This window comes from Sphingomonas sp. GV3 (genome assembly GCF_031082075.1).
Classification (GTDB): domain Bacteria; phylum Pseudomonadota; class Alphaproteobacteria; order Sphingomonadales; family Sphingomonadaceae; genus Sphingomonas; species Sphingomonas beigongshangi.
Map to the genome: position 1 here is coordinate 3,071,102 of NZ_JARWLE010000001.1, position 17,493 is coordinate 3,088,594.

Genomic DNA, 17,493 nt, shown 5'->3' on the forward strand with positions numbered 1-17,493 from the left:
GGATGACCCTGACGTGCGTTGTTAACCTGAGTGCGCCTCACCGCTCGACGCACATGGCGATCCCCATGCCGCCGCCGATGCACAGGGTCGCAAGGCCCTTCTTCGCGTCGCGCTTCTGCATCTCGTAGAGCAAGGTGGTCAGCACGCGGGCACCGCTGGCGCCGATCGGGTGGCCGAGGGCGATCGCGCCGCCGTTGTCGTTGACCTTGTCGGCGTCCCAGCCCAGCTCCTTGCCGACCGACAGCGCTTGCGCCGCGAACGCCTCGTTCGCCTCGATGAGGTCGAGGTCGGCGATCGTCCAGCCGGCCTTTTCCAGCGCCTTCTTCGACGCAGGGACGGGGCCGATTCCCATCACCGACGGGTCGACGCCCGCGCTCGCCCAGCTGCGGATCGTCGCCAGGACCGGGGCGCCGCGCCGCTCCGCCTCGTCACGGGACATCAGCACCAGTGCGGCGGCACCGTCGTTGAGGCCGCTGGCATTGGCCGCGGTGACCGTGCCGTCCTTCTTGAAGGCCGGCCGTACGCCCGACACGCTGTCGATCGTCGCGCCGGCGCGGATATATTCGTCCTGGTCGACGACGGTGTCGCCCTTGCGGCCCTTGACGGTCACCGGCGCGATCTCGTCGGCGAAGCGGCCCGAGCCGCGCGCGGCCTCCGCGAGATTCTGCGAGCGGACGGCGAACGCATCCTGCTCGCCGCGCGTCACCTGATATTCCTGCGCCAGGTTCTCGGCGGTGATGCCCATATGATAGCCGTTGAACACGTCGGTCAGCCCGTCGTGGACCATCGTGTCGACCAGGCTGACGTTGCCCATCTTGGTGCCGCCACGCATCGTCTGGGCATGCGGGCTGAGCGACATGCTCTCCTGCCCGCCGGCGACGACGATCGTCGCGTCGCCGGTCTGAATGGCCTGGGCGGCCAGCGCGACCGCGCGCAAGCCCGATCCGCACACCTGATTGACGCCCCATGCGGGCACTTCCTTGGGGATGCCGGCCGCCATCGACGCCTGGCGGGCCGGATTCTGCCCCTGCGCCGCGGTCAGGACCTGGCCGAGGATCACTTCCGATACCTCCTCGCCGTCGACGCCCGCCTGGGCCAGGGCCGCCTCGATCGCGACGCGACCCAGTTCATGCGCGGGGGTCGCGGCGAAGGCGCCCAGGAAGCTGCCGACGGGGGTGCGCTTGGCGGCGGTGATGACGATCTCGGTCATGACGATCTCCTTGTGTGGCGGCCTTTAGCGGGTGGCAGCGCACCGATCCAGTCGGCCAGCGGCTGCCAAAGCGCGCCGCGGGCCCGCCCACCGACGATCATCCCGACATGCCCCAGCGACAGGTCGCGGCGATCGGCCAGGCCCGCGGCGGTGGCGGCCGGTACGATGCGGTCGGTGGTGGAGACGAATTCGACTGCGGGGCAGTCCAGTCGGTGCGGTCCGGCGGGAGCGCCCGCGATCGACCAGAGGCCCCGGCCGGGCGTGTCCTGTGCCACGAACGCCTCGAACAGATCGGTGGCGAAGGCGAGGGGCAGCGGCGCGCCGGCATTCGCCCAATCCTCCAGCCGGACGAACGCCCTCGCCGCCGGGGCATCCGGCGCGAGGCGGCCGAACCGCACGTATTTGTCGATCGTCCGCGCCGGGTCGAGGCGCCAGAAGCCGCTCTGCAACGCCTCCATGGGCAGGACGCCCAGCGCGTCGGCGGCGGGACGGGCGGCATCCCAGAGGTCGAGCATCGCGCTGCGCGCTGCCTCGCCATAGCCACGATGCCACCATGGCGCCGCGATCGTGGCGAGGCCGGCGACGGGCGTCGCGCAGGCCGCGGCGAGCGCCAGCGTACCGCCAAGGCAATAACCGACCAGCACCGGCGGGTGATCGAGCATGGTCAGCAGCGGCACCAGCATCGCCTCGACATGCGCGGTGACACCCTGCTCGCGGTCCGCCGCCGTGGCCTCGCCCCAGTCGATCGACAGGACGCGATGGCCCCGGTTGATCAGAAAGGCGGCGAGCGATGCGTCGCCGAGATCGAGGATCGCCGGCGGATTGATCAGCGACGGCACCAGCACGACGGGGGCGGGGCCGGCGTCGGCGTTGCCGCCATGGTCGCGCAGCACTGCGCGGCCCGCGCTCGCCACGACCGGATGGCTCGGCGGCGGAACGGGGCGTGGCGCGGCCTGATAGGCGGCAAGGCCGGCGAGCGCTGCGGTGCGGCGCACGGGATCGTCCCGCGTTTCCTCGCGCAGCATCGCCAGGAACAGCGGCAGCGGACGCGGCCCGTGTTGCGACGCAGAAAACACAGGTCTATCATCCCTCTCCGTCACGGACAGGATCGTCGCGGACAGGGGAGCCGTATGAAGAAACAGAACAAGGGCGACGGCACGGTCATCATCAAGAAATACGCCAATCGGCGCCTCTACAATACCGAGACGTCATCCTACATCACGCTCGACCATCTGGCGACGATGACCCGCGAGGGGCGTGACTTCAAGGTCGTGGACGCGAAGACCGAAGAGGACATCACCCACAACGTCCTCACCCAGATCATCATGGAGGAGGAAAGCCGGGGGCAGACGATGCTGCCGGTCAGCTTCCTGCGGCAATTGATCGCGATGTACGGCGACTCGATGCAGGCGATGGTGCCGGGATATCTGGAGGCGTCGATGGATAGCTTCCGTCGCAACCAGGAGCAGTTCAAGAGCGCGGTCGAGGGCGCCTTCGCCGGCTCGCCCTTCGCGGAGATCGCCAAGCGCAACCTGGCGATGTTCGAGGCGGCGGCGGCCGCGTTCAAGCCGGCATCGCCCGCGCCGGCGCCCACGCCCGCACCGGGCGGCAACAAGGACGACGAGATCGCCGCGTTGCGCGCCGAACTATCGCGCCTGCAGGAAAAGGTCGAGAAGCTCGGCTGAGCCGATGGCGGTGCCGGTTGCATTCGTGGGCGCGGGCGCCGGCGTGGCGGTCGCCATCCTTGCCGCATGGCGGGAGCGGCGGCGGCATCGACGCGCCGACCTTGACCGCGTCGGCTGGATCGACTGGCGTTCCGTGCAACTGGCGGCGCTGGTCGTGGCGATGATCCTGGTCAGCATCGGCCTGAATGCTCGCTGACCGCCAACGGCGATCCTGGGGGGGGGGGGACGTCGGCCATGCCGAACAGCAAGAAGCCTGGCTTTCCTCCGCCATTGGCGCCGGCCGTAACCCTCGACGATCTGGGCCCGCGGGTCGTCCTGATGGGCCCCTCCAATGCCGGCAAATCGACGCTCGCGCGCGCGATCGGCAGGGCGCGCAAGATGCCGGTCGTGCACCTCGACCTGTTGCATCATCTGCCGGGGACCGATTGGGTACCGCGTGCGCCGGAAGCCTTCGTCCGGCTGCACGATGCCGCGATCCAGCAAGACCGCTGGGAGATGGAGGGCAATTATACCAGATTGCTGCCGCAGCGGCTGGCGCGGGCGTCGGGGCTGATCCTGCTCGACGTGCCGACGCGGGTCAGCCTCTGACGCTATGTGCGGCGGTGCCGGTTCGAGAGCGACCGCGCCGGCGCGCTGGAGGGCGGCAGGGACAGCGTCAGATGGAGCATGCTCCATCATATCGCGGTCGCGACGCGCGCCAGCAGACGCCGCTACCGGGCGTTGCTGGCCGGCCTGGACATCCCCTGCATCCCTCTGCCTTCTCCCGATGCGACCGCCAAATTTTACCGGCGCGAGGGGCTGATCCGATGACGACTCAATAGAAGCGACGCGTGGTCAGCGACCGGGTGGCGCCCCCGCACAGGCCGAGCCGCACGATGGTGCCCGGCGGCGCGATCGACCAGTCGGCGAGCGTGCTGCGGGCATAGTCCGCCGGGATCGCCGCGCCGTCGATCGTGCAGATCATGTCGCCGGCCGCCCAGCCTGTCATCGCGGCGGGGCTGCCGCGCATGACGTGGAGTACCTTGAGCCTGCCCTGCTCCATTCCGACCAGAAGCCCGCTCGTCGAGCGCAGCGGCGGCACGTCGGCATCGGGGCCGGGCTGCAGCACCATCCGCCCCGCCGACGGGTCGAGCAGCACGCGATAGTGTTGCAGGAACCCCGATCCGATCCGCCCGGCGACGCCGATCTGTTCGGAAAAGCCGCCCTCCGGCTCGACGCGAACCTCCACCTCGCGGGCGACGCGTTCGCCTATCGACAGCCTGGGCAGGATGGCGAGCGTGCTCGTCACCGCACCGGCGAGGCCGAACGAGATGGTTGTCGTGGTCGGCAAGCCGTTGGGCCGTACCGCGCGCCAAGTCGGCTCCGACAGCGTCAGTGCGGCGCCGTCGCCGGTATCGAGGACGAGTGGCGCGACGCGGCGGCCGGCGATCGTCGCGCTGCTTTCGTAGACGCGGCGGGTCGGCGACACGGAGAGCGGCGCGAGCGCGCCCGTGAACGGCAATTGGCCGGAGGGGAGCAGGCGGAAACGATGGTTGGCGAAGTCGATGTCGAGCGCCTGGCCCGCGACGATGTCGCGACCGACGAGGATGTCGACAGGTGTGGCGCTTCCGGTGGCGAGTGCGGGCAGGTCCGCGACGGTGACGCCGCCGCCGGTGCGCGTAAGGCCGCCCAGACTCAGCCGCGCCGTGGGCAGCCAGCCGATCGGCACCGCGCCGCCGATCGCGGTCGCCTTGCCCCCGTCGGTGATGCGTGTCGGATCCGCGGCGGCGGACTTGCGCGCGAGCACCGAATGGCTGACGCCGGTATCGAGTATGGCGACGAGCGAGCGGGCGTCCAGCGTCAGCGTGAACCGGATCTGGTTGCCCGGCGTCAGGTCGAACGGCACCCAGCGCACGTCGCTGTCCGGCGCGAGCGTCGCGATGCCATCGCCCTGCGGCGGCACGAGCGCCGGCGTGCGCGCCACGACGGAAGGGGCAAAGGCGGCCGCGGCGGCGGCGAGGAGCAGGGTGATCGGCAACATCGGTCGCCCCTGCTACCGCGCGAGCGACCTCGAGGCTATGGGCGTGGCGCGATCACCGGAACGCCGTCGAGCAGCAGCGGCGTCGTGCCCGCCGGCGGGGACGCCGTGGGCAGCAGGACGTACATCCGACCGGGGACGAGCGCCCCGCGATCGAATGCCTGCCGTTCACCTCGCAGCCGTGCGGCGGTCTGGCGGCTGATCCGCGCGGCGTAGACGCTGGTGACGGGAATGCCCGCGTCGATCGCGCGCCAGGCCACTTCCTGGAACAGCGACAGGTCGCGCGGCGGCTGGCCGGGCATGAAGGCGACCGAACGCGCCCTGCCGATCAACATTTCCCAACGCGGATCGAGCGTGCGTCGCCACAACCGGTGACTGGCCGCATCGGCGCTGGTGGTGCGGATCGCCCGCGCCATCGGGGCGAGGTCGATCGCCTGAACGGTCACCAGCAGCGTGAGGAGCGGGCCCGCGTAACGGGCGGGCAGGCGGTAGACGGCGAGCAACGCGACGAACACCAGCACATAGCCGATCGGCCAGAACAGCCGCCCGGACGCGCGCACCGGATCCAGCACATGCAGCACCGCAGCGGGTAGGGGCGCGCTCCAGATCGACAGCAGTCCCAGCAGACCCAAGGCAGGCACCAGCGCGCGGAGCCGATCCGTCGTCTCCCGCATTGCGGCAGGGGCGGCGTGACGGCGTGCGATCAGCAGCGCCACGGCGACGAGCGCCAGTCCGCCGGCGCCCATGTACTGGAACCCTTCGGACCATTGCGCCGGATCGTAGGGGCCCTGGCCCGCAAGACGCGATAGGCCACCGGCATGCGGATTCCAGAGCGCATCGATCGGTACCGCAAAGGCACCGAAGAATTCGGTCGGCATCTGGTCGCCGACGCCGAGCCACCGTGCCAGCACCGCGACGATCGCCAGCATCGCCGTGCCCGCCAGCAGAACCTGTCCGCGCACAGGCCACGATCCACGGCTGAAGCGGTCGAGCAGCGCCGCGCCCCATAGCGCGCCGACCATGACCAGCAGGTAGCTGTGGATCAGCGCGGTGGCGACGATCAGCGCCGCCCACCAGCGCCATCGGTCGCGGCGCGCCGGGTCGACGAACAGCCACAGCGCGGCAAGGATCGTCCAGTGCGCCATCAGATTGACGTGGATGAACCGGTTGGCCAGCGTCGGCGGAAACGCGAGCAGCACCACGCCCGCCCACAAGGCCAGCGGTCCCGGCGCATGCCGGCGCAGCAACGCCCAGGCGAACAGCGCCTGCAACATCAGGTTCAGGAGCAGGACCGGCCCGACGAGCTGTGCGTCGGCGGGCAGGAGGGCGGCGAACGGCTTTGCCAGCAGCACGGCGAGCGGGTTGCTGTCGGTATACAGGACCGGGACGCCGTCGGGCGCGTTGAGCAGGCGGGTCCTGAGCGATGCGCCGGCATGCACGTCATGCCAATAGGCATGGGCGCCCAGCGCATTCTCGCCATTGTCGGTGCCGCGGATCAGCCAGCCGACATCGCCGATGTCGAGCGTCGCGGGTTGGAACAGCGCGAGATAGAAAGCGAGCGGCAACAGCAGGAGCAGCGCGGGCAAGAGCAGCGCACCTGCGCGCGCGCGCCAGCGACGAGGCACATCGGCCGACATCTCTCCGCGATCCGGCGTGCGCAGGGCGCGCGCGACGGCGCCATGGGCCGCGCCGTTCACCGGCACGTCCGCGACGAAGGATGAAGCGGTGAAAGGCGCGCCATCACCATGGCTGTCGTCCGCGGCCGCCCGCGCTGCCTTACAGGCACGCTTCCAGGAACGCGCTGTCGAAGCCGAACTGCTTGGCCTTGTCGAGCGTGTAGGGCCTGAGGCCCATCGAGCGATATTCGCCGATGATCTTGCCGTCGGCGCTTTCGTCCAGATACTCGAACTTGAAGAGTTCCTGCGTGACGATCACCGGCCCTTCCATGCCGATCACCTCGGTGACGTTGGTGACGCGGCGGCTGCCGTCGCGGAGGCGCTTCACCTGGATGATCAGCTCGACGGAATCGGCGATCTGGCGACTGATCGCCTCCTTGGGCACCTTGATGTCGCTCATCAGCACCATGTTCTCCATACGCGCCAGTGCCTCGCGCGGCGAGTTGGCGTGGAGCGTGCACATCGAGCCGTCGTGACCGGTGTTCATCGCCGCGAGCATGTCGAAACATTCCGCGCCGCGGATTTCGCCCAGGATGATCCGGTCGGGACGCATACGCAGCGCGTTCTTGACGAGGTCGCGGATGTTGATCTCGCCCTGGCCCTCCAGGTTGGCGGGGCGCGTCTCCAGCGGCAGCCAGTGCGGCTGCTGCAGCCGAAGCTCGGCCGCGTCCTCGATCGTCAGCACGCGCTCGCCGGGGTCGATCATCTTCGACATGGCGTTGAGCATCGTCGTCTTGCCCGAGCCGGTGCCGCCCGAGATGATGACGTTGAACCGGCTCGCGCCGGCGATCTTCAGCGCCGTCGCCATCTTCGTCGACATCGATCCGCCGGCAGCCATCATGTCGAGCGTGATCGGCTTGGCCGAGAATTTACGGATCGAGATCGCGGTGCCGCGCAGGGACAGCGGGGGCACGATGACGTTGACGCGGCTGCCGTCCTTGAGGCGCGCGTCGGCGAGCGGCGTCGTCTGGTCGACGCGGCGGCCGACCGAGTTGCAGATCCGCTGCGCGATCTGGAACAGATGCTCCTCGTCGCGGAACTGGATCTGGGCGAGCTCCAGCTTGCCCTTGCGCTCGACATAGGTCTGGTCGGGTCCGTTGACCATGATGTCGCTGACCGCCGGATCGGCCAGCAGCTCCTCGAGCGGACCCAGGCCGAGCAATTCGTCGACCAGCACCTTTTCCAGCGCGAATTGCTCGCGACGGTTGAGCGTCAGCTTGAGCTCGGCGAGCACCTCGCCGATGATCGGTCGGAATTCCTCCGCGAGCTCGTCCTTGCCCAGCGTCGCCGCGGCTTCGGGATCGACGCGCTCCAGCAGACGCGGAAGGACCTGCTCCTTGATCTTGTGCACGGAGGCCTCGAAGCCCTCGGCGCGGCTGTTGCCGGCATCGCCGCTGGCATTCTGGCGCTCGGCGAGGCGCGCCATCGCGTCCATCGCCGTACCGGGCATGGTGCCCGGGCCAAAGCCGTCAGCCGCGCCGGCGTCTGCCGCACCCATCGGCGGTATCGATTCCAGGGGCGGAAACTGGCCTCCGCCGGTCAGCGGATCCGGCTCCGGACGGGCGAGGCCGCCACCCTGCATCGGCTTGGCGACACCGAACGCCGGGCGCACCGGTTGCCCGCTCCCCATTCCATTGCGACGGCCGAACGCGCTCATCCCTCAGTCCTCATATTCGAGTGCGAAGGGGTAGGGGCCAAGGTTTGACATTTTCCTAACCAAACCACCCGCCGGGCGGTGGACACGCTTGACAGCGCGGCCCCGCCCGCGTTCGAAGGCGCGGCCATGCTGCGCCGCATCCTTATCCCTCTCGCCCTTCTCGCCGGGGCGACCCCGGCGGCGGCGGACGACATCGGCGCGACCGCGCGCGGCGTCGTGCGCATCGTCACCATCGCGGTCGTCGACGGACAGGTGGTGGGCTTCGGCCACGGCAGCGGCGTCGCGGTCGCGCCCAACCGCATCGTCACCAATGCGCACGTCACCGAACTCGCCGAACGCTATCCCGACAATGTCGTCGTCGGCGTGGTGCCGAGCGAAGGTGACAAGAGCTTCCAGGGCCATGTCGTCGCCTATGATGCCAAAGCGGATCTGGCGATGATCGAGTTCTCCGGCGCGCGCCTGCCGCCGGCGACGCTCTACACGGGGCCGGTGAGCGAGGGCGATCCGGTCGTCGCGCTCGGCTATCCCGGTAACGTCGACCTCGCCACCGCCCGGTCCGCCGCCGACTATATACGGCCGACGTCGCCGGTTCGCTCGGAAGGCGTCTTTTCCGGTCGTCGCACGCTGACCGGGGTCGAGGTGCTGCTTCACACCGCCAGCATCGCCCGTGGCAATTCGGGCGGCCCGCTGCTCGACCGCTGCGGACGGGTGATCGGGATCAATTCCGCGATCACGCGCGGCGAGGAGGGCGACAGCTCGTTCGGCTTCGCCATCGCCGACACCGAGCTCGCCGCCTTCCTCCGCGCCGCCAAGCAGCCGTTCCAGCAGGTCGGCACGCCCTGCACCTCGATCGAGGAGCGGCTGCGCGAGGACAGCGACGCGGATGCCCGCGCGCGCAGCGACGCTGCGTCGAACGCGCGGGAGACGCTGGCGCGCGAGACGCTGGCGCGTGAGGCGGCGCTGGCGGAGGCGCGCACCACGGCGCTGACCCGGCGGGAGAATGCGATGGCGCTCGCTGGCCTGATGCTGGTGCTGGGTGCGATGGGGATCGGCGGCGCCGGGTTCCTCGTGCTGCGCGAGGACGCGCGGCGCGCCCGCTGGGCGCTGTATGGCGGCGGCGCGGTGATGGCCGGTGCGGTGGTCGTCTATCTGCTGCGCCCGTCCGCCGAGGTCAGCCTGCCCGCCGTCGCCGCCGCGGCACGTCCGGTCGCGAGCGCCAATGCACCGCTCGGCCGGCTGACCTGCGCCTTCGTGCCGCAACGCAGCCGCGTCACCGTCTCCTCGACGCAGGACGTGTCGCTCGACTGGGGACGCAGCGGCTGCGTCAACGGGCGTACCCAGTATCTGCCGAGCGGCGACCGGTGGGAGCGGGTCCTGGTTCCCGACGGCGAGCAGGCGGTATCGGTGCTTGGCTTCGACGCGGCGACGAAGACCTACACCAACACGCGCTACCTCCTCGGATCGGCGGCGATGGATTCGGTGCGCAAGATGCGCGGCGATGCGCTCCCGAAATCCTGCACCGTCGCGCCCGCGACGCTCGAGCGCCTCACGCAGGCGGAGGCCGCCATCCGCGCCGCGCTGCCGCCGCTGCCCAACGAGAAGCTGGTCTACAGCTGTCGAAAGACCGGATGAAGCGCGCGGGGACGATAATGATCCGTTTTCGATCTATCCGGCCCATGAATCCTTGCGAGATAAGCAGACGCTTTTAGTCTCGACCCCGGTCTTTGGGGAGGGCGGGTATATGGCGCGGGTTCTGGCATGGCTGTCGGGCGCGGCGTGCGTGGCGGCATGCGCCGTCGCCGCCCCCGCCGCGGCCGAATGGCGCCAGGCGACGAGCAGCCACTTCATCGTCTACGGCGATACGAGCGAGACGAGCCTGCGCGCCACGGCGGAGCGCCTCGAACGGTTCGACGGCGTCCTGCGCTATTTCCACGCCATGCCGGCAAAGCCGGCGGGAGAGGACGAGGCGAACAAGCTGACCGTCTACATCGTGCCCAGCGTCGGCGCGGTACAGCGGCTCTATGGCAAGGGCGGAAACGACGTCGCCGGCTTCTACTTCGGTCGGGCGAGCGGATCGGTGGCCTTCGTCCCCGACAAGGGGATGGGGGACGGCGACAACGGGCTCCAGCCCCAGATCGTGCTGTTCCACGAATATGCGCACCACATGCTGCTGACGAACTACGCGATCGCCTATCCGTCCTGGTTCGCTGAGGGTTATGCCGAATTCGCCTCCACCACGCGTTTCGACAAGGACAAGATTTGGGTGGGCGGCGCGGCGCAACATCGCGCCTACAGCCTGTTGCTGACCCGGGGGCTGACCGTCCAGCAGCTCTTCGAAGCCGACCGCCGCAAGCTCAAGGCAGAAGATACCGAATCCCTGTATGCCCGCGGATGGCTGCTGACGCATTACCTGATGCTCGATGATACGCGCCGCAAGGCTTTCCAGCGTTTCCTCGTTGCTTTCAACAAAGGCACGCCGGCGTTAGAGGCCGCAAAGGCTGCATTCGGTGATCTTGGAAGCCTGAACCGTGACGTCAATGCCTACCTCAATCGCAACACCCTTCCGGCCGTCACCATTCCGATGGACAAGTTGCCAACGCCTCGCGTTTCCGTTCGCCTGCTCACCGAGGGCGAGCGCGCGCTGATCCCGTTGCGTATCCGCTCGGACCGCGGCGTCGGGGAAAAGGATGCCGCCGATGTGTTTGCCCGCGCGGCGCCGCTTGCCGCGCGCTTCCCCGACGACGCGACGGCGCAGGGCTGGTTCGCCGAAATGGCCTATGACGCCGGCAAGGACGACGAGGCGGAGGCCGCGGCCGATCGCGCGCTGACGCACGATCAACGATTGATCCAGGCGCTGATCTACAAGGCCAAGGTGCATCTGCGGCGAGCCGTGACGCGCAAGGCGGATGTCGCGGGATGGACGGAAGCGCGCAGCTGGCTGCTCAAGGCCAACAAGGTCGAAAATGACAATGCCGAGGCGCTGGAGGCCTATTACGACAGTTTCGGCATGGCGAACGTCAAGCCGACGAAGAATGCCGTCGACGCGCTTTACCGCGCGATGGAGCTGGTGCCGCAGGACGAAAATCTGCGCTTCCGTCTCGCCCGCCAGACGCTGATCGACGGCGATGTCGCGACGGGGCGGCAGGTGCTGCGCCCGCTCGCCTATTCACCCCACGCTTCGGCCGACAATGCCGCCGCGCGCCTGCTCGCCCTGCTCGACGACGGGAAATCCGGTCCGGCCGCCATCGCGGCACTGGAAGACCGCGGCAATCCGGCGAAATAGGCTCAGAGCGCCGCCATGTGGCGCACGTCCTCGTCGCCCGCAGCCAGCGCGCCGACGCGGGCGAGGCCGCGGGTCACTTCGCCGCCGGCCTTGGGCGCGAACAGGCGCGCCCGGCCATAGCGGTCGCGCGCTTCGGGATAGAGGCCCGCGGCTTCCGCGCAGAGTGCGAGGTTGAACATTGTCGGGCCGTGATCGGGGACCATCGTGTCGACCTGCGCGAACCCACGGCAGGCGGCGGCGGGATCGTGCTTGGTCTGTCGCACGGCCTGCTTGAACACCGCCGCGGCTTCCGGCGGCAGGCCGTCGCGGCTTTCCAGCACGCGGACCTTGTAGCTCTCGCGATGCGGAGCGAGGTCGAGGCGCACCTCCTGCGCGATCGAGTCCACCATCGCCTGGATCTCGCCGTCGACGCTCGTCTCCACCCCCGAATCCTCGCACCAGCTGCTGCTGTCGTCGCGGGTCTTGGGGCTTGCGAACAGCACGCGGCGATCATTCCAGCGCAGGACCCTGAGGTCGGCGCGTACCGCGATCGTGCGGCGGGTGCAGGCGACGCGATAGCGCGTGCGGCTGACGCATTTGCCGTCCTTCTTCTCCGTGCAGCGCTCGCGCGTCTCGCTATAGTCGTCGTGCGACACGGTGGCGCCCGCATCGCCGACGAGCAGGCCGTCGGGGCGGAGCGAGGCCGGCACGATCTGCGCATGCCGTACGCCGTCGCGCCCGAGCGTCGCCAGCCGCTGCGCGATGGCATCCGCCAGTCGCCCGCCCTCCGGCCCGCCGATTGCGCCGACGCCCAGCGTCGGAAGCAGGCTCGCCTCCCGCGCGGTGGCGGCGAAGATGCCCTCGACCCGCAGGACTTCGGCATCGGCAGAAATAGGAAAAAGGGCTGCGAGGACGGCGGCCGTCATCGGCAGCACGGGGGGGCGTATCCGATCGCGTGCCTGCGCCGGCCGCTCAGCCTCGACAGGGGAGGCGGCGTCCGTCGCGGCGTCGCGGCCGCGACCTTGCTGTCCCGATCCGCCGGCTGTCGAACACCGCATCGCATTGCTCCCTTTTCTCGCCCGTTCGCCGATCGTTACGGCGGCGTTCCTGAACGGGCCGTTGCGGCCTCGTTCATCGGGTGTTGCCTCGTCGGCCGTGCGCGTCTTGCATCCTCGCCACCCCCATGCTAGCCGCCCGCAACCCATAGCAGGTGCGAGCTTTCGCGCCCTCTTCCCCATGGGCCAACATCAGTTGTGAGGGATTTCGATCGCGTGGAGACGTCCGGCGGTATTCAGGCAAGTTTAGGCGGACGCTACGCGCTCGCGCTGTTCGAGCTGGCACGTGATTCGAAGAGCATCGACACGGTCGAGGCCAGCCTGTCGCGTGTCCGCGACGCGCTCGACCAGTCGGCCGATTTCAAGGCGCTGACCGCGAGCCCGCTGGTCGCGCGCGGCGCGGCGGCGAAGGCGGTGCTCGCCGTCGCCGACGCGCTCGGCGTCGATTCGACCACCAAGAATTTCCTCGGCGTGCTTGCCGAGAACCGCCGCCTGGGCGCGCTGCCGCAGATCATCCGTGCCTTCCGCCAGCTCGCCGCGCGCCATCGCGGCGAGGCGACCGCCGAGGTGACGAGCGCGCATCCGCTCAGCGGCGACCAGGTCGACGCGCTCAAGCAGCAGCTGCGCCAGCGCCTTGGCCGCGAAGTCGCGGTCGACCTGTCGGTCGACCCCGCGCTGCTCGGCGGGCTCGTCGTCCGCATCGGTTCCCAGATGATCGATTCGTCGATCCGTACCCGTTTGAATGCGCTCGCCAGCGCGATGAAAGGCTGACGTAATGGATATCCGCGCCGCAGAAATCTCGAAGGTCATCAAGGACCAGATCGCCAATTTCGGCACCGAGGCCCAGGTCAGCGAGACCGGCCAGGTGCTCAGCGTCGGTGACGGCATCGCGCGCATCTACGGCCTCGACAACGTCCAGGCGGGCGAGATGGTCGAATTCGCCAATGGCGTGCAGGGCATGGCGCTCAACCTCGAGGCCGACAACGTCGGCGTCGTGATCTTCGGCTCGGACGCCGAGATCCGCGAGGGCGACACGGTGAAGCGCACCGGCACGATCGTCGACGTGCCCGTCGGCAAGGGGCTGCTCGGCCGCGTCGTCGACGGCCTCGGCAATCCGATCGATGGCAAGGGCCCGATCGTCGCCGACCGGCGCAGCCGCGTCGAGGTCAAGGCGCCCGGCATCATCCCGCGCCAGTCGGTGTCGGAGCCGATGCAGTCGGGCCTGAAGGCGATCGACGCGCTGGTGCCCGTCGGCCGCGGCCAGCGCGAGCTGATCATCGGCGACCGCCAGACCGGCAAGTCGGCCGTCGCGATCGACACGTTCATCAACCAGAAGACGGTGAACCAGGGCAGCGACGAATCGAAGAAGCTGTACTGCGTCTATGTCGCGGTCGGCCAGAAGCGCTCCACGGTGGCGCAGCTCGTCCGCACGCTGGAGGAGAATGGCGCGATGGACTATTCCATTGTCGTCGCCGCCACCGCCTCGGACCCCGCGCCGCTGCAGTTCCTCGCGCCCTATACCGGCTGCGCGATGGGCGAATATTTCCGCGACAACGGCATGCACGCGCTGATCGTCTATGACGATCTGTCGAAGCAGGCGGTCGCCTATCGCCAGATGTCGCTGCTGCTGCGCCGTCCGCCGGGCCGCGAGGCCTATCCGGGCGACGTCTTCTACCTGCACAGCCGCCTGCTCGAGCGCGCGGCGAAGATGTCGGACGCGAACGGCGGCGGCTCGCTGACCGCGCTGCCGATCATCGAGACGCAGGCAGGCGACGTGTCGGCCTATATCCCGACGAACGTCATCTCGATCACCGACGGCCAGATCTTCCTCGAGACCGACCTGTTCTTCGCGGGCATCCGCCCGGCGATCAACGTCGGCTTGTCGGTCAGCCGCGTCGGCTCGGCCGCACAGACCAAGGCGATGAAGAAGGTCGCGGGCTCGATCAAGCTGGAGCTGGCGCAGTATCGCGAGATGGCGGCGTTCGCGCAGTTCGGCTCGGACCTCGACGCGTCGACGCAGCGCTTGCTCAACCGCGGCGCGCGCCTGACCGAGCTGCTCAAGCAGGCACAGTTCAACCCGATGCCGTTCGAGGAGCAGGTCGCCTCGATCTTCGCCGGCACGCAGGGCTATCTGGACACTGTCGCGGTGAACGACGTGGTGCGCTACGAGGCTGCGATGCTCGCCGACCTGCGCGCGAACCATGCCGACGTGCTGACCAAGATCCGCGACACGCGCGATCTGGGCGACGAGGCGAAGGCGGGGCTGAAGGCCGCGCTCGACCAGTTCGCGAAGACGTTCGCGTAAGGACGCGCATAGCGGCTGACACACACACGCCGTCACCCCGGACTTGTTCCGGGGTCCACCGATCCACAATTGCCCATGGCGCGGGTGGCGAGGTGGATGCCGGAACAAGTCCGGCATGACGGTTTGAGGGAATGGTGACGCACTAGAATGGCAAGTTTGAAGGCCCTCAAGCTTCGCATCGGCTCGGTGAAGTCGACGCAGAAGATCACCAAGGCGATGAAGATGGTCGCCGCCGCCAAGCTGCGCCGTGCGCAGGAAGCGGCGCAGAACGGCCGTCCCTATGCCGAGCGGCTCGAGACGGTGATGGCCAGCCTGGCCAGCCGCGTCGGCGGCGTCGGCGCGTCGCCGCTGCTCGCCGGCACCGGCAAGGACCAGGTGCAGCTGCTCGTCGTCGCGACCAGCGAGCGGGGCCTCGCGGGCGCGTTCAACAGCAACATCGTCCGCGCGGCGCGCCGCAAGGCCGAGGAGCTGATCGCGCAGGGCAAGACGGTGAAATTCTACCTGGTCGGCAAGAAGGGCCGGGTGCTCAAGCGCTTCTATCCGAACGCGATCCTGGCGGACCAGGAGATGGGCCATATCAAGACCGTGTCGTTCGATGATGCGCGCGTCGTCGCCGACGACCTGGTCGCGCGCTTCACGCGCGGCGAGTTCGACGTCGCGCACCTGTTCTTCTCCAAGTTCGTCTCGGCGCTGGTGCAGGAGCCGACCGGCCGCCAGCTGATCCCGGTGCCGCTCGCCACCGATCGCGCGCCAAAGGGCGGCGTCGACGCGGTGGTCGAGTATGAGCCCAGTGAGGAGGACATCCTGGCCGACCTGCTGCCGCGCAACATCGCGGTGCAGATCTTCCGCGCGCTGCAGGAGAATGCGGCGTCGGAACAGGGCAGCCGCATGAACGCGATGGACAATGCCACGCGCAACGCCGGCGACATGATCAACCGCCTGTCGATCCAGTACAACCGCACCCGCCAGGCCGCGATCACGACGGAGCTGGTCGAAATCATCTCGGGCGCCGAGGCGCTGTAAGTCAAAGACGTTGTTCCCCGGCGAAGGCCGGGGCCCAGTTACGCAGGTCCCCATGCTGGACCCCGGCCTTCGCCGGGGAACTAGAAGGAAACGAAAATGGCAACTGCCGCAGAAGATATCCGCCAGGCGACTGGCTCGACCAACAACACCGGCACGATCGCCCAGATCATCGGCGCCGTCGTCGACGTGCACTTCCCCGACCAGCTGCCGGCGATCCTGTCGGCGCTGGAGACCAGCAACAACGGCAACAAGCTGGTGCTCGAGGTCGCGCAGCATCTGGGCGAGAACACTGTCCGCACGATCGCGATGGACGCGACCGAGGGCCTGACCCGCGGCCAGTCGGTCACCGACACCGGCGCGCAGATCAGCGTCCCCGTCGGTCCGGCGACGCTGGGGCGCATCATGAACGTCGTCGGCGAGCCGATCGACGAGCGCGGGCCCGTCGCCACCGACCTGCGCGCGCCGATCCATGCGGAAGCGCCGCTGTTCGTCGACCAGTCGACCGAGAATGCGATCCTGGTCACCGGCATCAAGGTCATCGACCTCCTCGCGCCCTATGCGAAGGGCGGCAAGATCGGCCTGTTCGGCGGCGCCGGCGTCGGCAAGACCGTGCTGATTCAGGAGCTGATCAACAACATCGCCAAGGGCCATGGCGGCACGTCGGTGTTCGCCGGCGTCGGCGAGCGGACCCGCGAGGGTAACGACCTGTATCACGAGTTCCTCGACGCGGGCGTCATCGCCAAGGACGCGGACGGCAACCCGACCAGCGAGGGGTCGAAGGTCGCGCTGGTGTTCGGCCAGATGAACGAGCCGCCCGGCGCTCGCGCCCGCGTCGCGCTGTCGGGCCTGACGATCGCGGAATATTTCCGCGACCAGGAAGGGCAGGACGTGCTGTTCTTCGTCGACAACATCTTCCGCTTCACGCAGGCGGGCGCGGAAGTGTCGGCGCTGCTCGGCCGTATCCCGTCGGCGGTGGGCTATCAGCCGACGCTGTCGACCGACATGGGCGCGCTGCAGGAGCGCATCACCTCGACCAACAAGGGCTCGATTACCTCGGTGCAGGCCGTCTACGTCCCCGCGGACGACTTGACCGACCCGGCGCCGGCGACCTCGTTCGCCCACTTGGACGCGACGACGGTGCTCAGCCGCGCCATCTCGGAGCTCGGCATCTATCCGGCGGTCGATCCGCTCGATTCGACCAGCCGCGTGCTCGAGCCACGCGTCGTCGGCCAGGAGCATTACGAGACGGCGCGCGCGGTGCAGTCGCTGCTCCAGCGCTACAAGTCGCTGCAGGACATCATCGCCATCCTGGGCATGGACGAGCTGTCGGAAGAGGATAAGCTGACGGTTACGCGCGCGCGCAAGATCCAGCGCTTCCTGTCGCAGCCGTTCCACGTCGCCGAAGTGTTCACCGGCATCCCCGGCAAGTTCGTGCAGATCGAGGACACGATCCGCTCGTTCAAGGCGGTCGTCGACGGCGAATACGACCATCTGCCGGAAGCGGCCTTCTACATGGTCGGCGGCATCGACGAGGCCGTCGCCAAGGCCGAGAAGCTCGCCAAGGAGGCGTAAGCCGTATCGCCTTCTCCCCTTGTGGGAGAAG

Annotated in this window: 15 protein-coding genes; 9 read left to right on the top strand and 6 right to left on the bottom strand. The window is 68.9% G+C overall.

The window, feature by feature from the left end; all coding sequences use genetic code 11:
* Window positions 1-37 precede the first annotated feature (37 nt).
* Together RF701_RS14470 and RF701_RS14475 are read right to left on the bottom strand one after the other, a co-directional pair.
* Complete coding sequence (locus tag RF701_RS14470; protein WP_308815368.1) at window positions 38-1,210, bottom strand: acetyl-CoA C-acetyltransferase; 1,173 nt, start codon at window positions 1,208-1,210, stop codon at window positions 38-40.
* Complete coding sequence (locus RF701_RS14475) at window positions 1,207-2,235, bottom strand: alpha/beta hydrolase (protein WP_374758655.1); 1,029 nt, start codon at window positions 2,233-2,235, stop codon at window positions 1,207-1,209. The genes RF701_RS14470 and RF701_RS14475 overlap by 4 nt, the downstream gene beginning before the upstream one ends.
* Before the next feature lie 105 nt (window positions 2,236-2,340).
* Here RF701_RS14475 and phaR point away from each other — a divergent pair, with 105 nt between their 5' ends.
* From phaR to RF701_RS14490, 3 genes are read left to right on the top strand one after another with little or no spacing between them, the layout of a single operon-like run.
* Window positions 2,341-2,895, top strand: coding sequence for a polyhydroxyalkanoate synthesis repressor PhaR (phaR, locus tag RF701_RS14480; protein ID WP_203308489.1), 555 nt, complete (start codon window positions 2,341-2,343; stop codon window positions 2,893-2,895).
* A 4-nt stretch (window positions 2,896-2,899) separates the two neighbouring features.
* On the top strand, window positions 2,900-3,091 hold the full coding sequence (locus RF701_RS14485; protein ID WP_210356935.1) for a hypothetical protein: 192 nt from the start codon (window positions 2,900-2,902) through the stop codon (window positions 3,089-3,091).
* A 38-nt stretch (window positions 3,092-3,129) separates the two neighbouring features.
* On the top strand, window positions 3,130-3,483 hold the full coding sequence (locus RF701_RS14490) for a hypothetical protein (protein WP_308815370.1): 354 nt from the start codon (window positions 3,130-3,132) through the stop codon (window positions 3,481-3,483).
* A 226-nt stretch (window positions 3,484-3,709) separates the two neighbouring features.
* Here RF701_RS14490 and RF701_RS14495 read toward each other — a convergent pair whose 3' ends face one another.
* The 3 genes from RF701_RS14495 to RF701_RS14505 form a co-directional block, all read right to left on the bottom strand.
* Complete coding sequence (locus tag RF701_RS14495) at window positions 3,710-4,915, bottom strand: hypothetical protein (protein WP_308815371.1); 1,206 nt, start codon at window positions 4,913-4,915, stop codon at window positions 3,710-3,712.
* 35 nt (window positions 4,916-4,950) lie between these two features.
* Complete coding sequence (locus tag RF701_RS14500; protein WP_308815372.1) at window positions 4,951-6,609, bottom strand: DUF6311 domain-containing protein; 1,659 nt, start codon at window positions 6,607-6,609, stop codon at window positions 4,951-4,953.
* Window positions 6,610-6,688: 79 nt separating this feature from the next.
* The gene (locus RF701_RS14505; protein ID WP_308815373.1) at window positions 6,689-8,245 is read right to left on the bottom strand and encodes a CpaF family protein; all 1,557 of its coding nucleotides are present in this window, start codon (window positions 8,243-8,245) and stop codon (window positions 6,689-6,691) included.
* A 126-nt stretch (window positions 8,246-8,371) separates the two neighbouring features.
* Between RF701_RS14505 and RF701_RS14510 the strand changes: the two genes are divergently transcribed.
* Window positions 8,372-9,877 (top strand): trypsin-like peptidase domain-containing protein, encoded by a 1,506-nt coding sequence (locus tag RF701_RS14510; RefSeq protein WP_308815374.1) that lies wholly within the window; start codon window positions 8,372-8,374, stop codon window positions 9,875-9,877.
* Between the two features lie 109 nt (window positions 9,878-9,986).
* Window positions 9,987-11,528: a hypothetical protein gene (locus RF701_RS14515; RefSeq protein WP_308815375.1), complete on the top strand. Its 1,542-nt coding sequence runs from the start codon at window positions 9,987-9,989 to the stop codon at window positions 11,526-11,528.
* A gap of 2 nt (window positions 11,529-11,530) precedes the next feature.
* On the opposite strand, the gene RF701_RS14520 is transcribed toward RF701_RS14515, so the two are convergent.
* Entirely contained in the window at window positions 11,531-12,565 is a 1,035-nt protein-coding gene (locus tag RF701_RS14520; RefSeq protein WP_308815376.1) for a hypothetical protein, read from the bottom strand.
* Between the two features lie 213 nt (window positions 12,566-12,778).
* Here RF701_RS14520 and RF701_RS14525 point away from each other — a divergent pair, with 213 nt between their 5' ends.
* From RF701_RS14525 to atpD, 4 genes are all read left to right on the top strand, one after another.
* Window positions 12,779-13,333 (top strand): F0F1 ATP synthase subunit delta, encoded by a 555-nt coding sequence (locus RF701_RS14525; RefSeq protein ID WP_308815377.1) that lies wholly within the window; start codon window positions 12,779-12,781, stop codon window positions 13,331-13,333.
* A 4-nt stretch (window positions 13,334-13,337) separates the two neighbouring features.
* Window positions 13,338-14,867 (top strand): F0F1 ATP synthase subunit alpha, encoded by a 1,530-nt coding sequence (atpA, locus tag RF701_RS14530; protein ID WP_210356930.1) that lies wholly within the window; start codon window positions 13,338-13,340, stop codon window positions 14,865-14,867.
* A 147-nt stretch (window positions 14,868-15,014) separates the two neighbouring features.
* On the top strand, window positions 15,015-15,890 hold the full coding sequence (locus RF701_RS14535; RefSeq protein ID WP_210356929.1) for a F0F1 ATP synthase subunit gamma: 876 nt from the start codon (window positions 15,015-15,017) through the stop codon (window positions 15,888-15,890).
* A 96-nt stretch (window positions 15,891-15,986) separates the two neighbouring features.
* Window positions 15,987-17,462, top strand: coding sequence for a F0F1 ATP synthase subunit beta (gene atpD / locus RF701_RS14540; protein ID WP_203308478.1), 1,476 nt, complete (start codon window positions 15,987-15,989; stop codon window positions 17,460-17,462).
* Window positions 17,463-17,493 lie beyond the last annotated feature (31 nt).

What these genes read in the sequence shown, in the direction of transcription:
- RF701_RS14515 (WP_308815375.1), top strand. Translation starts at nt 9,987, where the DNA reads ATGGCGCGGGTTCTGGCATGGCTGTCGGGCGCGGCGTGCGTGGCGGCA.
- RF701_RS14490 (WP_308815370.1), top strand. Translation starts at nt 3,130, where the DNA reads ATGCCGAACAGCAAGAAGCCTGGCTTTCCTCCGCCATTGGCGCCGGCC.
- RF701_RS14520 (WP_308815376.1), bottom strand. Translation starts at nt 12,565, where the DNA reads ATGCGGTGTTCGACAGCCGGCGGATCGGGACAGCAAGGTCGCGGCCGC.
- RF701_RS14475 (WP_374758655.1), bottom strand. Translation starts at nt 2,235, where the DNA reads ATGCTGCGCGAGGAAACGCGGGACGATCCCGTGCGCCGCACCGCAGCG.
- atpA (WP_210356930.1), top strand. Translation starts at nt 13,338, where the DNA reads ATGGATATCCGCGCCGCAGAAATCTCGAAGGTCATCAAGGACCAGATC.
- RF701_RS14505 (WP_308815373.1), bottom strand. Translation starts at nt 8,245, where the DNA reads ATGAGCGCGTTCGGCCGTCGCAATGGAATGGGGAGCGGGCAACCGGTG.
- RF701_RS14535 (WP_210356929.1), top strand. Translation starts at nt 15,015, where the DNA reads ATGGCAAGTTTGAAGGCCCTCAAGCTTCGCATCGGCTCGGTGAAGTCG.
- RF701_RS14470 (WP_308815368.1), bottom strand. Translation starts at nt 1,210, where the DNA reads ATGACCGAGATCGTCATCACCGCCGCCAAGCGCACCCCCGTCGGCAGC.
- RF701_RS14485 (WP_210356935.1), top strand. Translation starts at nt 2,900, where the DNA reads ATGGCGGTGCCGGTTGCATTCGTGGGCGCGGGCGCCGGCGTGGCGGTC.
- RF701_RS14495 (WP_308815371.1), bottom strand. Translation starts at nt 4,915, where the DNA reads ATGTTGCCGATCACCCTGCTCCTCGCCGCCGCCGCGGCCGCCTTTGCC.
- RF701_RS14510 (WP_308815374.1), top strand. Translation starts at nt 8,372, where the DNA reads ATGCTGCGCCGCATCCTTATCCCTCTCGCCCTTCTCGCCGGGGCGACC.
- phaR (WP_203308489.1), top strand. Translation starts at nt 2,341, where the DNA reads ATGAAGAAACAGAACAAGGGCGACGGCACGGTCATCATCAAGAAATAC.
- atpD (WP_203308478.1), top strand. Translation starts at nt 15,987, where the DNA reads ATGGCAACTGCCGCAGAAGATATCCGCCAGGCGACTGGCTCGACCAAC.